The organism is Rhodococcus sp. MALMAid1271, assembly GCF_049195265.1.
Taxonomy (GTDB): domain Bacteria; phylum Actinomycetota; class Actinomycetes; order Mycobacteriales; family Mycobacteriaceae; genus Rhodococcoides.
In genome coordinates this window covers 140,033-155,728 of the sequence record NZ_JBMIRQ010000097.1, presented here as the reverse complement: position 1 = coordinate 155,728, position 15,696 = coordinate 140,033, and the positions used below count along the sequence as shown (strand labels likewise).

The 15,696-nt window shown below is 64.3% G+C and carries 14 protein-coding genes; 8 read left to right on the top strand and 6 right to left on the bottom strand.

Annotation, left to right across the window (positions count from 1 at the left end; genetic code table 11):
• Window positions 1-92: 92 nt before the first annotated feature.
• Together ACOQFP_RS15320 and ACOQFP_RS15315 are read left to right on the top strand one after the other, a co-directional pair.
• On the top strand, window positions 93-929 hold the full coding sequence (locus ACOQFP_RS15320; RefSeq protein WP_421584800.1) for a GNAT family N-acetyltransferase: 837 nt from the start codon (window positions 93-95) through the stop codon (window positions 927-929).
• 104 nt (window positions 930-1,033) lie between these two features.
• Window positions 1,034-2,824 (top strand): penicillin-binding transpeptidase domain-containing protein, encoded by a 1,791-nt coding sequence (locus tag ACOQFP_RS15315; protein ID WP_421584863.1) that lies wholly within the window; start codon window positions 1,034-1,036, stop codon window positions 2,822-2,824.
• Between the two features lie 22 nt (window positions 2,825-2,846).
• Here the strand turns inward: ACOQFP_RS15315 and ACOQFP_RS15310 are convergent, their stop codons facing one another.
• On the bottom strand, window positions 2,847-3,719 hold the full coding sequence (locus tag ACOQFP_RS15310) for a helix-turn-helix transcriptional regulator (RefSeq protein WP_206490433.1): 873 nt from the start codon (window positions 3,717-3,719) through the stop codon (window positions 2,847-2,849).
• A gap of 141 nt (window positions 3,720-3,860) precedes the next feature.
• Between ACOQFP_RS15310 and map the strand changes: the two genes are divergently transcribed.
• Both map and ACOQFP_RS15300 read left to right on the top strand, forming a co-directional pair.
• The gene (gene map / locus ACOQFP_RS15305) at window positions 3,861-4,736 is read left to right on the top strand and encodes a type I methionyl aminopeptidase (protein ID WP_206490435.1); all 876 of its coding nucleotides are present in this window, start codon (window positions 3,861-3,863) and stop codon (window positions 4,734-4,736) included.
• Window positions 4,733-6,268, top strand: a complete 1,536-nt coding sequence (locus ACOQFP_RS15300) for a cobyric acid synthase (RefSeq protein WP_421584799.1) — start codon at window positions 4,733-4,735, stop codon at window positions 6,266-6,268. The genes map and ACOQFP_RS15300 overlap by 4 nt, the downstream gene beginning before the upstream one ends.
• Here the strand turns inward: ACOQFP_RS15300 and ACOQFP_RS15295 are convergent.
• The 3 genes from ACOQFP_RS15295 to ACOQFP_RS15285 are packed head-to-tail and all read right to left on the bottom strand — an operon-like array spanning window position 6,252 to window position 8,226.
• Window positions 6,252-6,947: an ABC transporter permease gene (locus ACOQFP_RS15295; protein WP_421584798.1), complete on the bottom strand. Its 696-nt coding sequence runs from the start codon at window positions 6,945-6,947 to the stop codon at window positions 6,252-6,254. The genes ACOQFP_RS15300 and ACOQFP_RS15295 overlap by 17 nt on opposite strands.
• Window positions 6,944-7,867, bottom strand: coding sequence for an ABC transporter ATP-binding protein (locus ACOQFP_RS15290; protein ID WP_421584797.1), 924 nt, complete (start codon window positions 7,865-7,867; stop codon window positions 6,944-6,946). The genes ACOQFP_RS15295 and ACOQFP_RS15290 overlap by 4 nt, the downstream gene beginning before the upstream one ends.
• The gene (locus ACOQFP_RS15285) at window positions 7,864-8,226 is read right to left on the bottom strand and encodes a GntR family transcriptional regulator (RefSeq protein ID WP_206490652.1); all 363 of its coding nucleotides are present in this window, start codon (window positions 8,224-8,226) and stop codon (window positions 7,864-7,866) included. Before ACOQFP_RS15285 ends, ACOQFP_RS15290 begins: the two co-directional genes overlap by 4 nt.
• Window positions 8,227-8,332: 106 nt before the next feature.
• Between ACOQFP_RS15285 and ACOQFP_RS15280 the strand changes: the two genes are divergently transcribed.
• Window positions 8,333-8,899, top strand: coding sequence for an alpha/beta hydrolase (locus ACOQFP_RS15280; RefSeq protein ID WP_421584796.1), 567 nt, complete (start codon window positions 8,333-8,335; stop codon window positions 8,897-8,899).
• Between the two features lie 11 nt (window positions 8,900-8,910).
• Here ACOQFP_RS15280 and mtr read toward each other — a convergent pair whose 3' ends face one another.
• Both mtr and ACOQFP_RS15270 read right to left on the bottom strand, forming a co-directional pair.
• Window positions 8,911-10,296: a mycothione reductase gene (gene mtr / locus ACOQFP_RS15275; RefSeq protein ID WP_421584795.1), complete on the bottom strand. Its 1,386-nt coding sequence runs from the start codon at window positions 10,294-10,296 to the stop codon at window positions 8,911-8,913.
• Complete coding sequence (locus ACOQFP_RS15270) at window positions 10,293-11,333, bottom strand: alpha/beta hydrolase (protein WP_421584794.1); 1,041 nt, start codon at window positions 11,331-11,333, stop codon at window positions 10,293-10,295. The genes mtr and ACOQFP_RS15270 overlap by 4 nt, the downstream gene beginning before the upstream one ends.
• 177 nt (window positions 11,334-11,510) lie before the next feature.
• Between ACOQFP_RS15270 and mqo the strand changes: the two genes are divergently transcribed.
• The 3 genes from mqo to ACOQFP_RS15255 all read left to right on the top strand — a co-directional run bounded on the left by mqo (window position 11,511) and on the right by ACOQFP_RS15255 (window position 15,688).
• Window positions 11,511-13,031 carry a malate dehydrogenase (quinone) gene (mqo, locus tag ACOQFP_RS15265; RefSeq protein ID WP_206490448.1) on the top strand — a complete coding sequence of 507 codons (1,521 nt, stop codon included), beginning with the start codon at window positions 11,511-11,513 and terminating at the stop codon, window positions 13,029-13,031.
• Between the two features lie 11 nt (window positions 13,032-13,042).
• On the top strand, window positions 13,043-13,519 hold the full coding sequence (locus ACOQFP_RS15260) for a GNAT family N-acetyltransferase (protein ID WP_206490450.1): 477 nt from the start codon (window positions 13,043-13,045) through the stop codon (window positions 13,517-13,519).
• 249 nt (window positions 13,520-13,768) lie between these two features.
• Window positions 13,769-15,688: a magnesium chelatase subunit D family protein gene (locus ACOQFP_RS15255; protein WP_421584793.1), complete on the top strand. Its 1,920-nt coding sequence runs from the start codon at window positions 13,769-13,771 to the stop codon at window positions 15,686-15,688.
• Window positions 15,689-15,696: the final 8 nt, after the last annotated feature.

Below are 15,696 nucleotides of genomic sequence, written 5' to 3'. Positions count from 1 at the left end.
GCCGCTCCGCCACCGAGACGACGTGTTCTCTGGAATGATTCGGTACACGCTCGGTCGGGGCGCAGGCGGTAGGTGGGTCAGGAGGTCCATAGGTGCTCAAGCTCCTCGGTGCGAAGCCTCTCGGTAATCGAGACGCCGCACACGTGCTGCGGGTGCTGGACGCCGATCCGGTAGCCACCTGCATGGTTGCGGCGCGGGTGCAGGAATCCGGGCTCGATCCGAGGTCTTTTCACGGTGAGTTATGGAGTAGGGGTGGCCCGGACGAATCGTTGTGCTTCTCCGGAGCGAACCTCGTCCCTCTGCTCGGATCCACCGACGACCTTCGATCGTTCGCCGATCGCGCGTGCCGCGGCCCACGGCTGTGTTCGTCCCTGGTCGGCAGAGCCGAACTGACACTTCCGCTGTGGGAGATGCTCGAGACCGACTGGGGCCCGGCTCGCGAGGTCCGTAGTGAGCAGCCACTGTTGGCGACGTCGATTCGCTCGTCCGTTCCAGCAGATCCTCAGGTCCGCCTCGTTCGTCCGGACGAGCTCGATGCGTATCTCACGGCAGCCGTGGCGATGTTCATCGAGGAAGTCGGAGTCGACCCGCGCATGAACGACGGCGGCCGGGGCTATCGACGACGGATCGCCAGTCTCATTGCAGCCCAGCGTGCCTGGGCTCGATTCGAGGACGGCCGAGTGGTGTTCAAAGCCGAGATCGGATCACAGTCGGCGTCGGTCGGCCAAATTCAGGGAGTGTGGGTTCATCCCGACCTGCGAGGTCACGGGTTGGGTGCCTCCGGCACGGCGACAGTGGTGAACTCGGTGGTCCGGCATGGCCGCATCGCCAGCCTGTACGTCAACAGCTTCAACTACGTCGCCCGGCGGGCGTACGCAAAGATCGGTCTCACTCAGGTAGCGACCTTCACGACCGTGCTTCTGGATTGACGCCGGGCTTCTCGATTGGCTTGTCGCCAACCGCGATTCGTTGCCGTCGGTAGCCCGCTGCCCCATTACGATGGGTCTCGATGAGATCACCTTGTGCAACCGATATGCGGTACAGAGTGTGTGCGCTGCTCGCGATCGGAGCCGTCGCGGTCGCCTCGCTCGCCGGGTGCACTCCCAAACCCGACGGCCCGGAACCGGCCGCTCAGGCATTTCTCGCCGCCTTCGAATCGAAGGACATCCAGGTTGCCGCTGCGCGCACCGACAAACCCGACGCGGCAGCCGCAGCGCTGACCGAGACGTGGACCAATCTGCAGGCCGAGGCTCTCGATGCGGAAACGACCTCGGTGCAGGTCGACGGGGACACCGCCACGGTCGGCTATACCTATCGGTGGCAGTTGCCGAAGGACCGGGTATGGACCTACGACGGGCAACTGAACATGGGCCGCACCGCGGGTGAATGGGTGGTCCGCTGGACGTCGTCGGACATACATCCCAAGCTCGGCGACACCCAGACGATGTCGCTCCGCTCGACGGCAGCTCCGCGCGCACGCGTGAACGAGCGTTCGGGCACCGATGTGCTGGTGCCCGGCGTGGTGCATCGCATCAAGTTCGACGCGGCGAACACGAACAACGTCGTCGCCTCGGCAACAGCACTGGCATCGTTGCTCACTGCCTTCGACGCATCGATCACGGCACAGTCGATCGTGGAGTCGGCCACCTCGGTCGATGGCGACTATCCGGTCGCGCTTCTGCGCGAGAGCGACTTCGAGCCCATCTCCGCCGCCGTCACCGAGATCCCTGGCGTCACTGCGTCCGACGAATCGGATCTGTTGTCCACCGATCCGACGTTCGCTCCGGATCTGGTCGGGCAGGTCAAGAAGGCCGTCATCGACGAGGTCGACGGGAAGGCGGGCTGGAGTGTGGTGACCACCAACCGCAACGGCATCGACATCGACGTTCTCACCGATACTCCGCCGGAGCCCGTGCCCTCCTTTTCGATCAGTCTCGATCGCAACGTCCAGGTCGCTGCCCAGAAAGCGGTGAATGCTCGCTCGGAGCAGGCGATGACGGTGGTCATTCAACCGTCGACCGGTGCCATTTTGGCGGTGGCGCAGAATCCGGCGGCGGACCGGGACGGGCCCGTCGCGTCCGCTGGCCTCTACCCGCCCGGATCGACGTTCAAGATCATCACTGCAGGCGCTGCCATCTCGAACGGACTTGCCGGTCCGGGCAGTACCGTGCCGTGCCCGGGCCGCATTGTGATCGGCGAGCGCAGTGTGCCCAATTACAACGAGTTCTCACTCGGTGACGTGACGATGACCACCGCGTTCACCCGTTCGTGCAATACCTCGTTCGCGAAGCTGGCCAGTGAGATGTCGCCGGACGCGTTGACGGTCGCCGCGTCTCAGTTCGGCGTCGGACCGGACTACGACGTCGTCGGATTGCCGACCGATTCGGGTTCGGTGCCCCCGGCCGAGGAACTGGTCCAGCGCACCGAAGACGGCTTCGGGCAGGGCAAGGTGGTGGTGTCCACCTTCGGTATGGCGCTGGCGGCCGCGACCGTGGCACACGGTTCGACGCCGGTTCCGAATCTGCTGGTCGGACGAGACACCATGATCACCGGCGATCATCCGCCGATCGAGCCGGCCATGGTCGATGGTCTGCGGGGGATGATGCGGTCGGTGGTCACCAGCGGTACCGCCGAGCGCATCGCAGATCAGGGGGAGGTCTACGGAAAGACGGGTGAGGCAGAGGTCGAGGGCGGCTCGCACTCCTGGTTCGTCGGTTACCGAGGCGATATCGCTTTCGCCACCCTGGTGGTGCGCGGGGGAAGCTCGGACAACGCGGTCGCAGTGACCAGGGAAATGTTCGAGCAATTGCCGCCGGGATACTGAGCGGGCAGTCGATGTCCCGTGGTCAGGAGTTCAACAGGCCGAGTCGTCGGCAGGTCATCACTGCCTCGTAGCGGGTGTGCGAATCGGTTTTGCGCATCACGCTACGCAGGTAGGACTTGACCGTTTCGGCACCGATCGACAGGCGGCGACCCACCTCGATGTTGGTGCAGCCCAGTGCGACTTGCGAGATCACGTCGATCTCGCGTGGCGTCAACGACGGTGACATCTCCTCGGCCCGCGTGCCGTGGTGTGTTTCCTGGCCGAGCGACGCCGCCACACGGGCCGCGACCGCGTCGAGTCTGCGGCGAATGATCCCGTCATCCACCGACCGAGCGAGATCGGCCAGCTCCTCGTGGACGCTGCGCAGTTCGGCCGTGCGCGAGGCATCCGAATCGAGCATCGATCCGGTGGTCTCCAACAGGCGGACTCTGCGGTCGACCTCGTCGCGCACGGCGATCTCCTGGCCGAGGCGTCGTGCGGCGGTCGTCATGAGGTCCGTGACGCGATCGCCGAGGGGCCCGCGCTCGCGCACCGCCGCGTACATCACCAGCCGCGCGGCACCGGCGACGACCACCGGCACCGCGAGAATCGACTTGAGGCCCTCGCCGAGCACGGGGCGGTCGAAGTGATGAGTGATCGATAGCGACGAGCCGTAATCGCTCACGGCAGCCGGTCTGCGCTGCGCCATCACCCGACCGCCGAGTCCTGATCTCGGCGCGATGGCGAGTCCGTCGAGACCCCGCGTTCTGGTGCCGTGGAACTCGCTCAGGTACAAGGTGTTCGAGGACACCTCGCCGCCGAATACCACCGGGACTCCGGATGTCGCCGCTACCTGGCGCAATTCGGCCCGCAGGGCATCACCGTCACGAGGTCGCAACAGGTTCGAATGAATCATGGTGCTTCCTTCCTCGCGCGGGACGCTTCGGGTATGAACGTGACCCAGATCATATCCGCTGCAACGAACGGTGATTCGCCGGCATCGAGCATCGATGCGCTGCGTCGTGGGGCAGATCGGGTGCCGACTACTGTGGTGCGTATGTCTGTGACCGCCGAGAGCACGCCACGCCAGCCACTCGTACCAGGCGTTGTTTCGCCCGTCCTTGCGGTGCCGAAGTCGATCGAGCGGCCCGAGTACGCGTGGAAGTCGACGGTTGCCGAGGGGAGCGAACCCTGGGTGCAGACTCCCGAGGTCATCGAGAAGATGCGCTTGGCGTCGAAGATCGCTGCTCGAGCGCTTCAGGAAGCGGGCCGGGCGGTCGCCCCCGGCGTGAGCACCGACGAACTGGACCGGATCGCACACGAGTACATGATCGATCACGGCGCATACCCGTCCACGTTGGGTTACAAGGGTTTTCCCAAATCGTGCTGCACCTCGCTCAACGAGGTCATCTGCCACGGCATCCCCGACTCCACGGTGATCGAGGACGGTGACATCGTCAACATCGACGTCACCGCGTACATCGACGGCGTGCACGGCGACACCAACGCGACCTTCCTCGCCGGCAACGTCTCCGAGGAAGCCCGTTTGCTCGTCGAGCGCACGCACGAGGCCACGATGCGCGCCATCAAGGCGGTGAAGCCGGGTCGGGCACTGAACGTGATCGGCCGGGTCATCGAGTCGTATGCGCATCGGTTCGGCTACGGGGTGGTCGAGGACTTCACCGGTCACGGTATCGGCACCACCTTCCACAACGGTCTCGTCGTGCTGCACTACGACCAGCCCTCGGTGGATACGGTCATCGAGCCGGGGATGACGTTCACCATCGAACCGATGATCAACCTGGGCGGCATCGACGCCGAGATGTGGGACGACGGCTGGACTGTGGTCACCCGTGACCGGAAGTGGACGGCGCAGTTCGAGCACACGCTCGTGGTGACCGAGACGGGTAGCGAGATTCTGACTCTCCCGTGAGTCCGAAAGGTGCACTTCTCGTTGCCGGGACGACGTCCGACGCGGGCAAGAGTGTGTTGGTTGCCGGTCTGTGTCGCATGCTGGCTCGTCGGGGCGTCCGGGTAGCTCCGTTCAAGGCACAGAACATGTCCAACAACTCGGTGGTGACGCTCGACGGCGGTGAGATCGGCCGAGCCCAGGCGATGCAGGCTGCGGCCTGCGGCCTGGAGCCGAGTGTGCGTTTCAATCCGGTGTTGCTCAAGCCGGGCAGCGATCGGACCTCGCAATTGGTGGTGCGCGGGAGTGCGATGGCGCAGGTGAGTGCGAGCAACTACATCGAGCATCGGCAGGCATTGCGCGCGGTGGTGGCCGAGGAGTTGGCTTCTCTGCGTGCGGAGTTCGACGTGGTGATCTGTGAAGGGGCCGGTTCGCCTGCCGAGATCAATCTGCGCGCGACGGACTTAGCCAACATGGGTCTGGCGTCGGCGGCATCGCTGCCGGTGATCGTCGTGGGAGATATCGATCGCGGGGGAGTGCTCGCGCATCTGTTCGGCACCGTGGCGGTGCTGTCCGAGGAAGACCAGGCGCTCGTTGCGGGCTTCGTGATCAACAAGTTTCGAGGTGACCCGACTCTGTTGGCACCCGGTCTCGATCAGTTGCACGCGTTGACCGGGCGGCCGACGTACGGCGTCGTTCCGTTCGCCGACGGACTGTGGCTCGATGCCGAGGATTCGCTGGGCACCGTTCCCGATGCCCCGGTGGGCAGGCCGCGTCCGCCGGTCGGGTCGCAGTGGCTACGCGTTGCGGCGGTGCGGTTGCCGCGAATTTCCAACACCACCGACGTCGAGGCGCTGGCCTGCGAGCCGGGTGTGTCGGTGCACTGGGTCACCGAGCCGTCTCGGCTCGAGTATGCGGATCTGGTGGTCGTCCCTGGCAGCAAGTCCACCGTCTCGGATCTGGAGTGGTTGCGGCGCACCGGTCTTGCTCGTGCCATTTCCGAGCGGGCCGCGGCGGGTCGGCCGGTGCTGGGTATCTGCGGCGGCTACCAGATGCTCGGCCGAACCATCTCGGACACTGTGGAGTCGGGTGTCGGTGTGGTCGAGGGGCTCGGCCTGCTCGATCTGGACATCGAATTCGCGGACGAGAAGGTGCTGGCACAGGTGAACGGCTTCTCGGTCGAGTTCGGCTCGGACGCAGTGGCAGGGTACGAAATTCATCACGGTCGCGTTGCCCGGAACGGTGACCGGCCGTTGTCGTCATCGGCATCGGGTGCTGACGAGGGCAGTGTGCGCGGCAGTGTCGTGGGCACCCACTGGCACGGTCTGCTCGAGTCCGACGGCTTCCGGCGTCACGTGCTCTCCTGGGTGGCAGAGGCGTCCGGGCGTACCGGATTCGTGGTGGCACCTGCTACGTCGGTCAGGGCTCTCAGAGAGCAGCAGTTGGATTTGCTGGCGGATCTCGTGGAGGACAATCTCGACGTCGACGCAATACTCGATCTCATCGAGAACGGCGTCGACCGTCGCGTCGAGATGATTGTCACGCAGTTGCTTTGAGCAAACCGAACCAACTGGCGGCTGACAACACGCCTGCGATGGTCAACGGGATGACGACCAGCAGTAGGACTCGCGGCGTGTCGGTGAAGAAGCTGCCGATGTGCGGCCACCAGTTCTGCCAGGTCACGAGAATCGCTCCGCCGCCGAAGACCACGAGCGCGCCGAGACCGAGCGTGAACAGTCCGTTCGTACGGTAGTGCCGATAGACGACGCCGATGAAGGCACCGATTCCGCCGATCATCAACAATCCTGTCACCAGGGCGGCCCATTGGAGGACGGGATTGTCGGTCGCGTATCGGGCGAGGCCGAACATACGGATGTTCTTGCCGAATCCGCCGGTCGCCGCCTCGACCAAGGACAGCAGATACACGATCGTGCCGATCGCAACCGACTGTGTGATCCCCACGAGGGCTGTAGCGCTGAGGAATTCGCGTCGGGTGATACTCAGGCTCAGTGCGTAGGGAAAGCACTGTGTTATGGCGGTGATGTAGAACGCGATGGCGAATCCGTACACGGAGAACACGCCGCCGGTGAAGGTGGAGTCGGAATTGCTCGTCGGTACCACCAGGAAGATGCCGTAGGTGATGGCGAACACTATCGCAAGGATCCCCAGTGGCCACGTGAACGTGGTCGCCCATGAGGTGTTGTGGACGCGGGCTACATTCAGTATTCGCTTCATGACACTGTCTCCTCGGTGTCGCCTGTCGTGCGTTCGATGATCAACTGCTGCAACGGAACGGCCTCGATGGTCAGCCCTGCTGCGGTACCGTCCGATTTCTGCCGTTCGTTCAATCGGCCGTCGATGGTGGTGCGGGCGCTCGCGCCGATCGCAGTTCGGTGCAGTATTCGGTGCCCCGAGGCGAACGAGTCGACGGCCTGTGCCGGCCCTGTTATCTCGAACGCGCTCTCGCGCAGGGAATCCGAGTCCTCGTCGAGCACGATCTTGCCCTTGTCGATGAGAATTACGTGTTCGATCAGATCGCTCACCTCGTCGATGAGGTGAGTGGACAGCACGACGGTTCTGGGATTGTCGGCGTAGTCGGCAAGCAATCTGTCGTAGAACATGTGTCGCGAGACGGCGTCCAATCCCAGATACGGCTCATCGAAGAATGTCAGTGGTGCCCGCGAGGCCAGTCCGATGACGATGCCGAGTGCCGAGGTCATTCCTCGTGAGAGTTTTTTGATCTTGCGGCCGAGTGGTAGGTCGAAATCGCGTAGTAGCTCGGCGGCGAACTCGCTGTCCCAGTGCGGAAGTATGTGCGAGGCCTGCGAGATGGCACTTTTCACCTTGAGATCGTCCGGATACTTCTGGCTTTCCTTGACGAAGCACACGTGAGCCAGAGCGCGCGGGTTCTCCCACGGGCGTTGTCCGAATATCGAGATCTCACCGGCGCTGTGGCGCATCTGCGCTGTCATCATCTGCATGACGGTGGTTTTGCCCGCGCCGTTGCGGCCGAGAAATCCGTAGATCTTGTTCTGTTCGATCTCGAAACTGACATCGTCGACGGCGGTGAACGAGCCGAAGTTCTTGCTCAGGTGAGTCGTCGATGCAGCGATGGTGCGGGGTTCGTCCATCGAGTCGAGGGTGTGGACGCTCATCGTGCTTCCTCCCAGTTGTCGAGCATGGTCTTGAGTTCGTCGACGGTCATGCCGAGTTTGCGTGCCTCGGTGACCAACGGATCGATGTACTGGCGAGCGAACAGCTCGCGGCGACGGAATCGAAGAGCGTCCCGAGCGCCTGCAGTGACGAACATTCCGATTCCTCGTTTCTTGTAGACGACGCCATCGGCGACGAGCTTCGCGAGACCTTTGCCCGCCGTCGCCGGATTGATGCGATGGAACGCGGCGAGCTCGTTGGTCGAGGGGACCTGCTCTTCCTCGGCCAACGAGCCATCGACGATGGAGTTCTCGACGAGCTCGGCGATCTGCAGGAAGATCGGCCTGCCCTCGTCCATCAGAACCGCCGCCGAAGCAGGTCGGTTACTTGCCTCAATGGTTCATTACTCATGTAACTAACCATAGAACCGGTACGAGTTCGGCGCAAGAGGCAGTACCGTCGTTCCCATGGAGTTCACGCATGTGAGTGCCGCGGGCGGGAAATGTTCGGTTCGAGTCGCGGGCCCGGACAGTCGGCACGCTGTTCTTTTACTTCCCGATGCCGATGATCCGGTGGACGTCTACGACGCCGTCAGCGAGCGTCTTCACAATTCCGACCTGAAAACCGTTGCGCTGGAAAGCATCGACGGCGTGAGCGACGAGGTCGTCCTCGCCGTTCTCGACGAACTGAAGTTGTCCTGGGTGCACCTGGTCGGCAGTGGTGCGGGTGCAGAATCGGCATGGACCTTGGCCGCGAAAACCTTCGGGCGATTCGCCAGCCTGATCGCCGTGAACCGCTGCCACCCCGCCATCGCAGACGAGCAGGGCGTGGTTCGCGCCGCCGACTGCCCGGCCGTCGAAATACCGACGACCTTGGTTATCGGGTCCTCGCTCGGACGGACGCCGGCCGACGCGAGCGGGCGGTTCGCCTACTCGGATTTCCGGGTGGTCCAGCTCGATGGAGTGGCGAACATCCCTGCTGATGCGGCGGCGGCACTGGCCACCGAAATCGCGCTCCGCACCAGCCCCTGGTGAGTGGGTCGGACCTACACTTCGAGACCGAGCAGCGCGTTCTCGACCACCTCGGGCAGCCCGGGATGAATCCAGTACTGGCCACGGGCCATGTCCTGGGCCGATAGTCCGAAGCTCATCGCCTGGATGATCGGCTGAATCAATGTCGGAGCTTGGGCCCCGATGATGTGGGCACCGAGAATACGCCCGGTTCCCTTCTCGGCGATGATCTTGCAGAGGCCTTCGCTGTCCTCCATGGCCCAGCCGTAGGCGACATCGCCGTAGTTCTGCACCTTGACCGTGATGTCCAGGCCGGCGCCGCGGGCCTGCTGCTCGGTCATGCCCACCTCGGCGATCTGTGGATCGGTGAACACGGCAGCGGGAACGAAACGATGATCGTTGGCGCGCAACGCCGTGGTGTCGCCGTGCCACGCGTCCTGGAGCAGGTTGTACTGAACGACACGGGCTTCCTGGTTGGCCACATGCTTGAGCTGGTACGGAGACGAGACGTCACCGAGGGCGAACACTCCTTCGGCCGTAGTACGACCGAACTCGTCGACGACGATGCGGCCCTCGGCGTCCAGTTCGATGCCGGCCGTGCCCAGGTCGAGACGGTCCCCGTTCGGCTCGCGGCCCACAGCAACGAGAAATGCGTCGCCGAGTACCTTCGTGCCGTCCGTGAGCACCACACCCTGCAGTCCGTTCTCGGAGATCGCCGTCGACTCACCGGAATCGAGGTGGACGTCCCATTTCGCGGCGGCCAGCTCGGTGAACCGGTGCGAGATGTCGGCATCGAGCGCGCGCAGGAGCGCGCCCTTGCGCGCGATGATGCTGACCTTCGAGCCGAGGGCGGAGAACACGTGCGCGAATTCTGCTGCGATATAGCCGGATCCGAGAATCACCAGATGCTCGGGAAGCTCCGGTAGTCGCATCACGTCGTCGTTGGTGTGGTACGAGACGTCCGAATCGAGGATGGACTGCGGCACCACCGGCCGGGACCCGGCCGCGATGACGATCTGGTCTGCGGTGATAACGGCGCCGGTGCCGGTATCGATGGTGCGGGGGCCGACGAACGTCGCATGGCCCTCGAAGAGCGTGACGTTGGGGCTGCCTTCGGCCCGGTAGCTCTTTCCGCTCTCGGAGATGGGGTCGATACGACCGAAGACGCGGTCGACGATGTCGGGCCAGCGCACCGCATCGACGTGGGCGTCGACGCCGTACTTCGCCGAGTCACGCACGGTACGGGCGACTTCGGCGGCGTAGACGAACATCTTGGTGGGGATGCAGCCGACGTTGAGGCAGGTGCCGCCGAACGTCGAATTCTCCTCGAGCAGAGCGATCTTCTTGTTGTCGAATCGCGAATCGGCGATGGAGTTTCCTGATCCGGAGCCGATGATCGCGATGTCGAAGTGCTCTGTCATGAAATGTGTCCGCTCTCACTGTGGTCTTTGCCCAACGCGTGGCCGAGGCTCTCGCTTCGGTGCAACCATTCGATCCACTCGTCCATTTCCTCGAAGGCCCGTGCGCGAGGCCCTTCGGTGGACAGAAACACATCGTGCCGTGCTCCCTCGATCGGAACGATCGTGGTGCGATCGCCGAGGCAGCCGGCCCAGCGTGCGATCTGCCGAACGTCCAGAACGGCGTCCGCAGCGTCGACGGCCGAGCTGTAGCGGCGGGAGAAGTGCGTTACTTTCGAGCGGAGAATCAACGAGGGAATACCGATGTCGAGGCCTCGGTGCAGTTCGGCGTGCCCGCGACGAACAGCGCGAATCCAGCCGAAGGTGATCGGGAAGCCGGACAGCGGCTTCCAATCGAGGTTGTACTCCCACTCACCGTTCTCCGACGCGGCGAGCGAGAGACCGTAGGTGTCGAGGCCGGTGCCGGGGACCTTCGTCTTGGACCGAAGACGCCCGATCAGGTCGATCGCCGCGGTACCTACGCTGCGAACGGCGGGTGGTCCCTGCAGGTCGAACCACGGGCTGTTGAGCACCACCCCGCTCAGGCCGAGGCCGGCGGTACCGCCTGTCCGGCGGTTGAGGCGGGCGAGCCACAGCGGCAGAACGAGGCCGCCCGTGGAGTGGGCCATCAGCAGTACCGGGGCCTGTGGGCGCTCGGTGCGCACCAGCCGCAGAGCCTCGTCGAGTTCGGCGTCGTACATTGCCAGATCTGTCACGAAGTGAGCGGTCTGGCCTTCGCGGCGTGAGCGGCCGCACTTGCGTAGGTCCAGCGCGTAGAAGGCATATCCCATCGCCGCGAAGTGCTCGGCGATGTGTCGCTGGAAAAAGTAGTCGGTGAACCCGTGGACGTAGACGACCGCGCGCTCGACGTTGGCTGCTCCGGGCGGTTGATACCGAACGAGAGTGGCCTCGACCTGCCCTTCTCCATCCGGATCGTCTCCGAGTGCAATGGTCGTCTGTTCGTAGCCGTCGCCGAGGACATCGGGCACCCAGGTAGTCACAGATCACAACTGTAGTGGGCGCCGTTCGCTGCGTCCGAGGAGCACAATCGATCTCGGGTTGACGTGGTGTCCGACGGGGTAGGCCCAGCTAGTAACCTGTCCGCATCGGGTCAGTAGCCCTCTACACAGCTGAGTTCTCCGATCGAGACCTCCACAGACAAGGAAGTCGATTCTCCAGTGTCAAACGAAGAGCAGGGTAAGCGGATCAAGACCGACGTCGTTCTGGTCGGTGCCGGAATCATGAGCGCCACCCTCGGTGCGCTGCTCCGTCAGCTCGAACCGAACTGGTCGATCGACGTCTACGAGCGCCTCGATGCTGCTGCAGCCGAGAGCAGCGACGCGTGGAACAACGCGGGCACCGGCCACTCGGCGCTGTGTGAACTGAACTACACGCCGCAGAACAAGGACGGCAGCGTCGACATCACCAAGGCGCTCAAGGTCAACGAGCAGTTCCAGGTCTCGCGGCAATTCTGGGCGCACGGCATCGAAGAAGGTGTGCTCTCCGATGCCAAGAACTTCATCAACCCCATTCCGCATGTGAGCTTCGTGCACGGGGCGGACAACGCCGAGTACCTGCGCGCGCGCTACGAGGCGCTCGTGGGCAACCCCCTGTTCGCGGGGATGGAGTACATCGACTCGAAGGACGAATTCTCGAAGCGGTTGCCGTTGATGGCTCGCGGTCGTGACTTCTCCGATCCGGTGGCGTTGAACTGGAGCCAGGACGGCACCGACGTCGATTTCGGAGCGCTCACCAGGCAGCTGCTCAATTACCTGTCCTCGGCGGGCAGCACCGTGCATTTCGGGCACGATGTGCGCAATATCTCCAAGCAGTCCGACGGCACCTGGGATGTCAAGGTCGTCAACCAGCGGACCGGCGCGAAGAAGACCGTCAACGCCAAGTTCGTGTTCGTCGGGGCGGGCGGTGGGGCACTGCACCTGTTGCAGAAGTCCGGTATCGCGGAGATCAAGGGATTCGGTGGCTTCCCGGTCAGCGGCGAGTGGCTGCGCTGCACCAACCCCGAGCTGATCGCTCAACATTCGGCAAAGGTGTACGGCAAGGCCTCGGTCGGCGCTCCGCCGATGTCGGTGCCGCACTTGGACACTCGTGTCATCAACGGCCGTCAGGGCCTGTTGTTCGGCCCCTACGCCGGCTGGTCGCCCAAGTTCCTCAAGCAGGGCAAGGTCACCGACCTGCCCGGTTCGGTCAAGCCCGGCAACCTGATGTCGATGCTCGGTGTCGGTGTGACCGAGCTCGGACTCGTCAAGTACCTGGTCAGCGAGCTGGCGCAGTCGCAGGCAGATCGAGTGGAGACGCTTCGGGAGTTCGCACCCACAGTGGTAGCGAAGGATTGGGAACTCGTCACCGCCGGCCAGCGCGTTCAGGTCATCCGCAAGAAGGGGCGCGGCGGCGTGCTCGAGTTCGGCACCGCAGTGGTCAATGCTGCGGACGGCACCATCGCCGGCCTGCTCGGTGCATCGCCCGGTGCTTCCACCGCCGTCCCGGCGATGCTGGACGTGCTGCAACGCTGCTTCGGTGACAAGTACGACTCCTGGCAGCCCAAGCTCAAGGAAATGGTCCCGTCGTTGGGAGTCGAGCTGGCCCAGAACAGGTCGCTGTTCGACGAGGTCTGGAGCTGGACGTCGAAAACTCTGCAGCTCGAAAACACGCGTGAGGTCGCACAGCCCACGGGTGTGTGATAGCAAAAGGTATGAATACGCAAGCAGCAGCTCTCAAACGATCATGGGCACTAGACCTGTCCAACAACACGTTGTACGACCTGTTGAAGCTGCGCGTCGAGGTGTTCGTGGTGGAGCAGGCGTGCGCATACCCGGAATTGGACGGGCGTGACCTGCTCGCCGATACGCGGCACTTCTGGCTCGAACGTGACGGTGAAGTGGTGTGCACCCTTCGTCTGCTCGAAGAGCACGACGACGGGGAGAAGGCCTTCCGGATCGGTCGACTCTGCACCCAGCGCTCGGCCAGAGGGCAGGGCCACACCACGAGGATCCTGCGGGCAGCGCTCGCCGAGGTCGGCTCGGCACCGTGCCGGATCAACGCGCAGAGTTACCTCGTCGACATGTACGCCAAGCACGGATTCCTGCCCGACGGCGAGGAAGTTCTCGAGGACGGAATTCCGCACACTCCGATGCGTCGGGGCGGCGGCACAGCCTGGAGCGAGGCGTAACAACCGCCGCAACACCCGATCTGCGAATGCCACACACGGTCACACCGTGTGTGGCATTCGTGTGTTCGGCTGTAGTGTTCGATTCCGAAGTCGGTCGCGGAGAAGTCCTGTGTGAATCAGGCGCGGTCCCGCCACTGTGTTCAGGAAGGTCTTCGTTCAGCGAATACTCCTGTCAGCCAGATCGCCGCCCGGCTTCGCGATTTTCACCGAACGCCCGGCGCGGAACTCCGGGCACGAAGGGACGAAGCTGTGCAGGGAAATGGGAGTGGTCCCGAACCGGGATATCCGTTCAGTGCGATTGTCGGTCAGGACCAACTGCGCTTGTCGTTGATTCTGTGTGCCGTGCATCCAGGGATCGGCGGTGTGCTGGTTCGAGGTGAGAAGGGCACCGCGAAATCGACAGTGGTACGCGCTCTCGCGACGTTGCTGCCTGCGGTGCAGGACGCGGAGGGATCGCGTCCGGCGAAATTGGTCGAGCTTCCGGTCGGGGCCACCGAGGATCGGGTGGTCGGCTCCATCGACCTCGAGAAGGTGCTGCGCGACGGAGAACGCGCATTCCAGCCCGGCCTGCTCGCGGCGGCGCACCGCGGAGTTCTCTACGTCGACGAAGTGAACTTGTTGCACGATCACCTCGTCGACGTGCTGCTCGACGCGGCCGCGATGGGCCGGGTGCACGTCGAACGCGATGGTGTATCGCATTCTCACCCAGCGCAATTCGTGCTCGTGGGAACGATGAATCCCGAGGAGGGCGAGCTTCGCCCGCAGCTGCTCGACCGGTTCGGTCTGGCGGTGGAGGTGACGGCCTCGCGTGAGGTGGAGGTCCGCATGAACGTCGTGCGCCGCCGCATGGACTACGAGCGTGACCCGTACGCGTTCGCCACTGCATTCCGCGACGAGGATGCCGCCGTGGCCGAGCAGATTCTGGCCGCCCGAAAGATCCTCGACGATGTGGTCCTGAGCGATAAGGAACTTCGGCGTATCGCCGCCCTCTGTGCGTCCTTCGACGTCGACGGGATGCGCGCCGATCTGGTGCTCGCGCGCACCGCGTCCGCCCACGCCGCGTGGAGAGGTGCAGGGGAGGTGGCAGAAGAGGACGTGCGAGTTGCCGCCGAGTTGGCGCTGCCGCATCGGCGTCGACGCGACCCGTTCGACGAGCCCGGCATCGACGACAAGCAACTGGACGAGGCGATGCGAGACGCCGCCGAACAGGCCGATCAGCACCCCGATCCCGAGCCGGACCCGGACGGCGGCGGGGGTGCCCCCTTGCCGGACCGTGCCGAGGACACCGAATCCTCGGAAACTTCCCGGCCTCACGAGGACCGATCCGCTCAGCCGCGCCCCTCCGGAGCCGGCGGTGACAAGCAGGCAGGAACTCCAGGAGCGCAGTTCCGGGCCCGTCTGATCGAGCTCCCCGGAGTGGGTGAGGGTGCCCCGGGCCGACGATCGCGGTCGCGCTCCACGCACGGACGGTCGGTGCGGCCCACCGCCGAACGAAACAGGAGCCTGCATCTGATCGGCACCCTGTTCGCTGCGGCCGAGCACCAAGTCGTTCGAGGACGTACGTCGGGCAGATTGCGGCTAGAGCCATCGGATCTGCGGGGGGCCATCAAGGAAGGCCGCGAGGGGAACCTGATCGTCTTCGTCGTCGACGCCTCGGGATCGATGGCTGCGCGAGACCGGCTCTCGGCCGTGACCGGCGCTGTTCTGTCGCTGCTCCGCGATGCGTATCAGCGACGCGACAAGGTGGCAGTGATCACCGTCCGTGGCACGGCCGCCGAGACGGTGCTGCCGCCGACGTCTTCGGTGGACGTGGCCGTGACGCGACTGCGCACCATGAAGACCGGTGGAAAATCACCGCTGGCACAGGGCTTTGTGAAAGCCCGCGAACTGGTTCTGCGAGAACGGGTTCGAGACCCGCTCCGTCGAGCGCTCGTGGTTGCCCTGACCGATGGCCGTGCCACCGGAGGCGTTGATCCCGTCGGTCGGGCTCGGATCGCCGCCGGCCGTATCGCCTCGGACAAGATCGCCTCGGTCGTGGTCGACTGCGAATCGGGAATGGTCCGACTCGGATTGGCCGCAGAGTTCGCCGCGGCTCTCGGCGGCGGCTACGTCGCGCTGTCCGACCTGTCTGCCGAGCAGGTCACCGCCGTCGTCCGCGCAGCGGCGTAGGGGCCAGC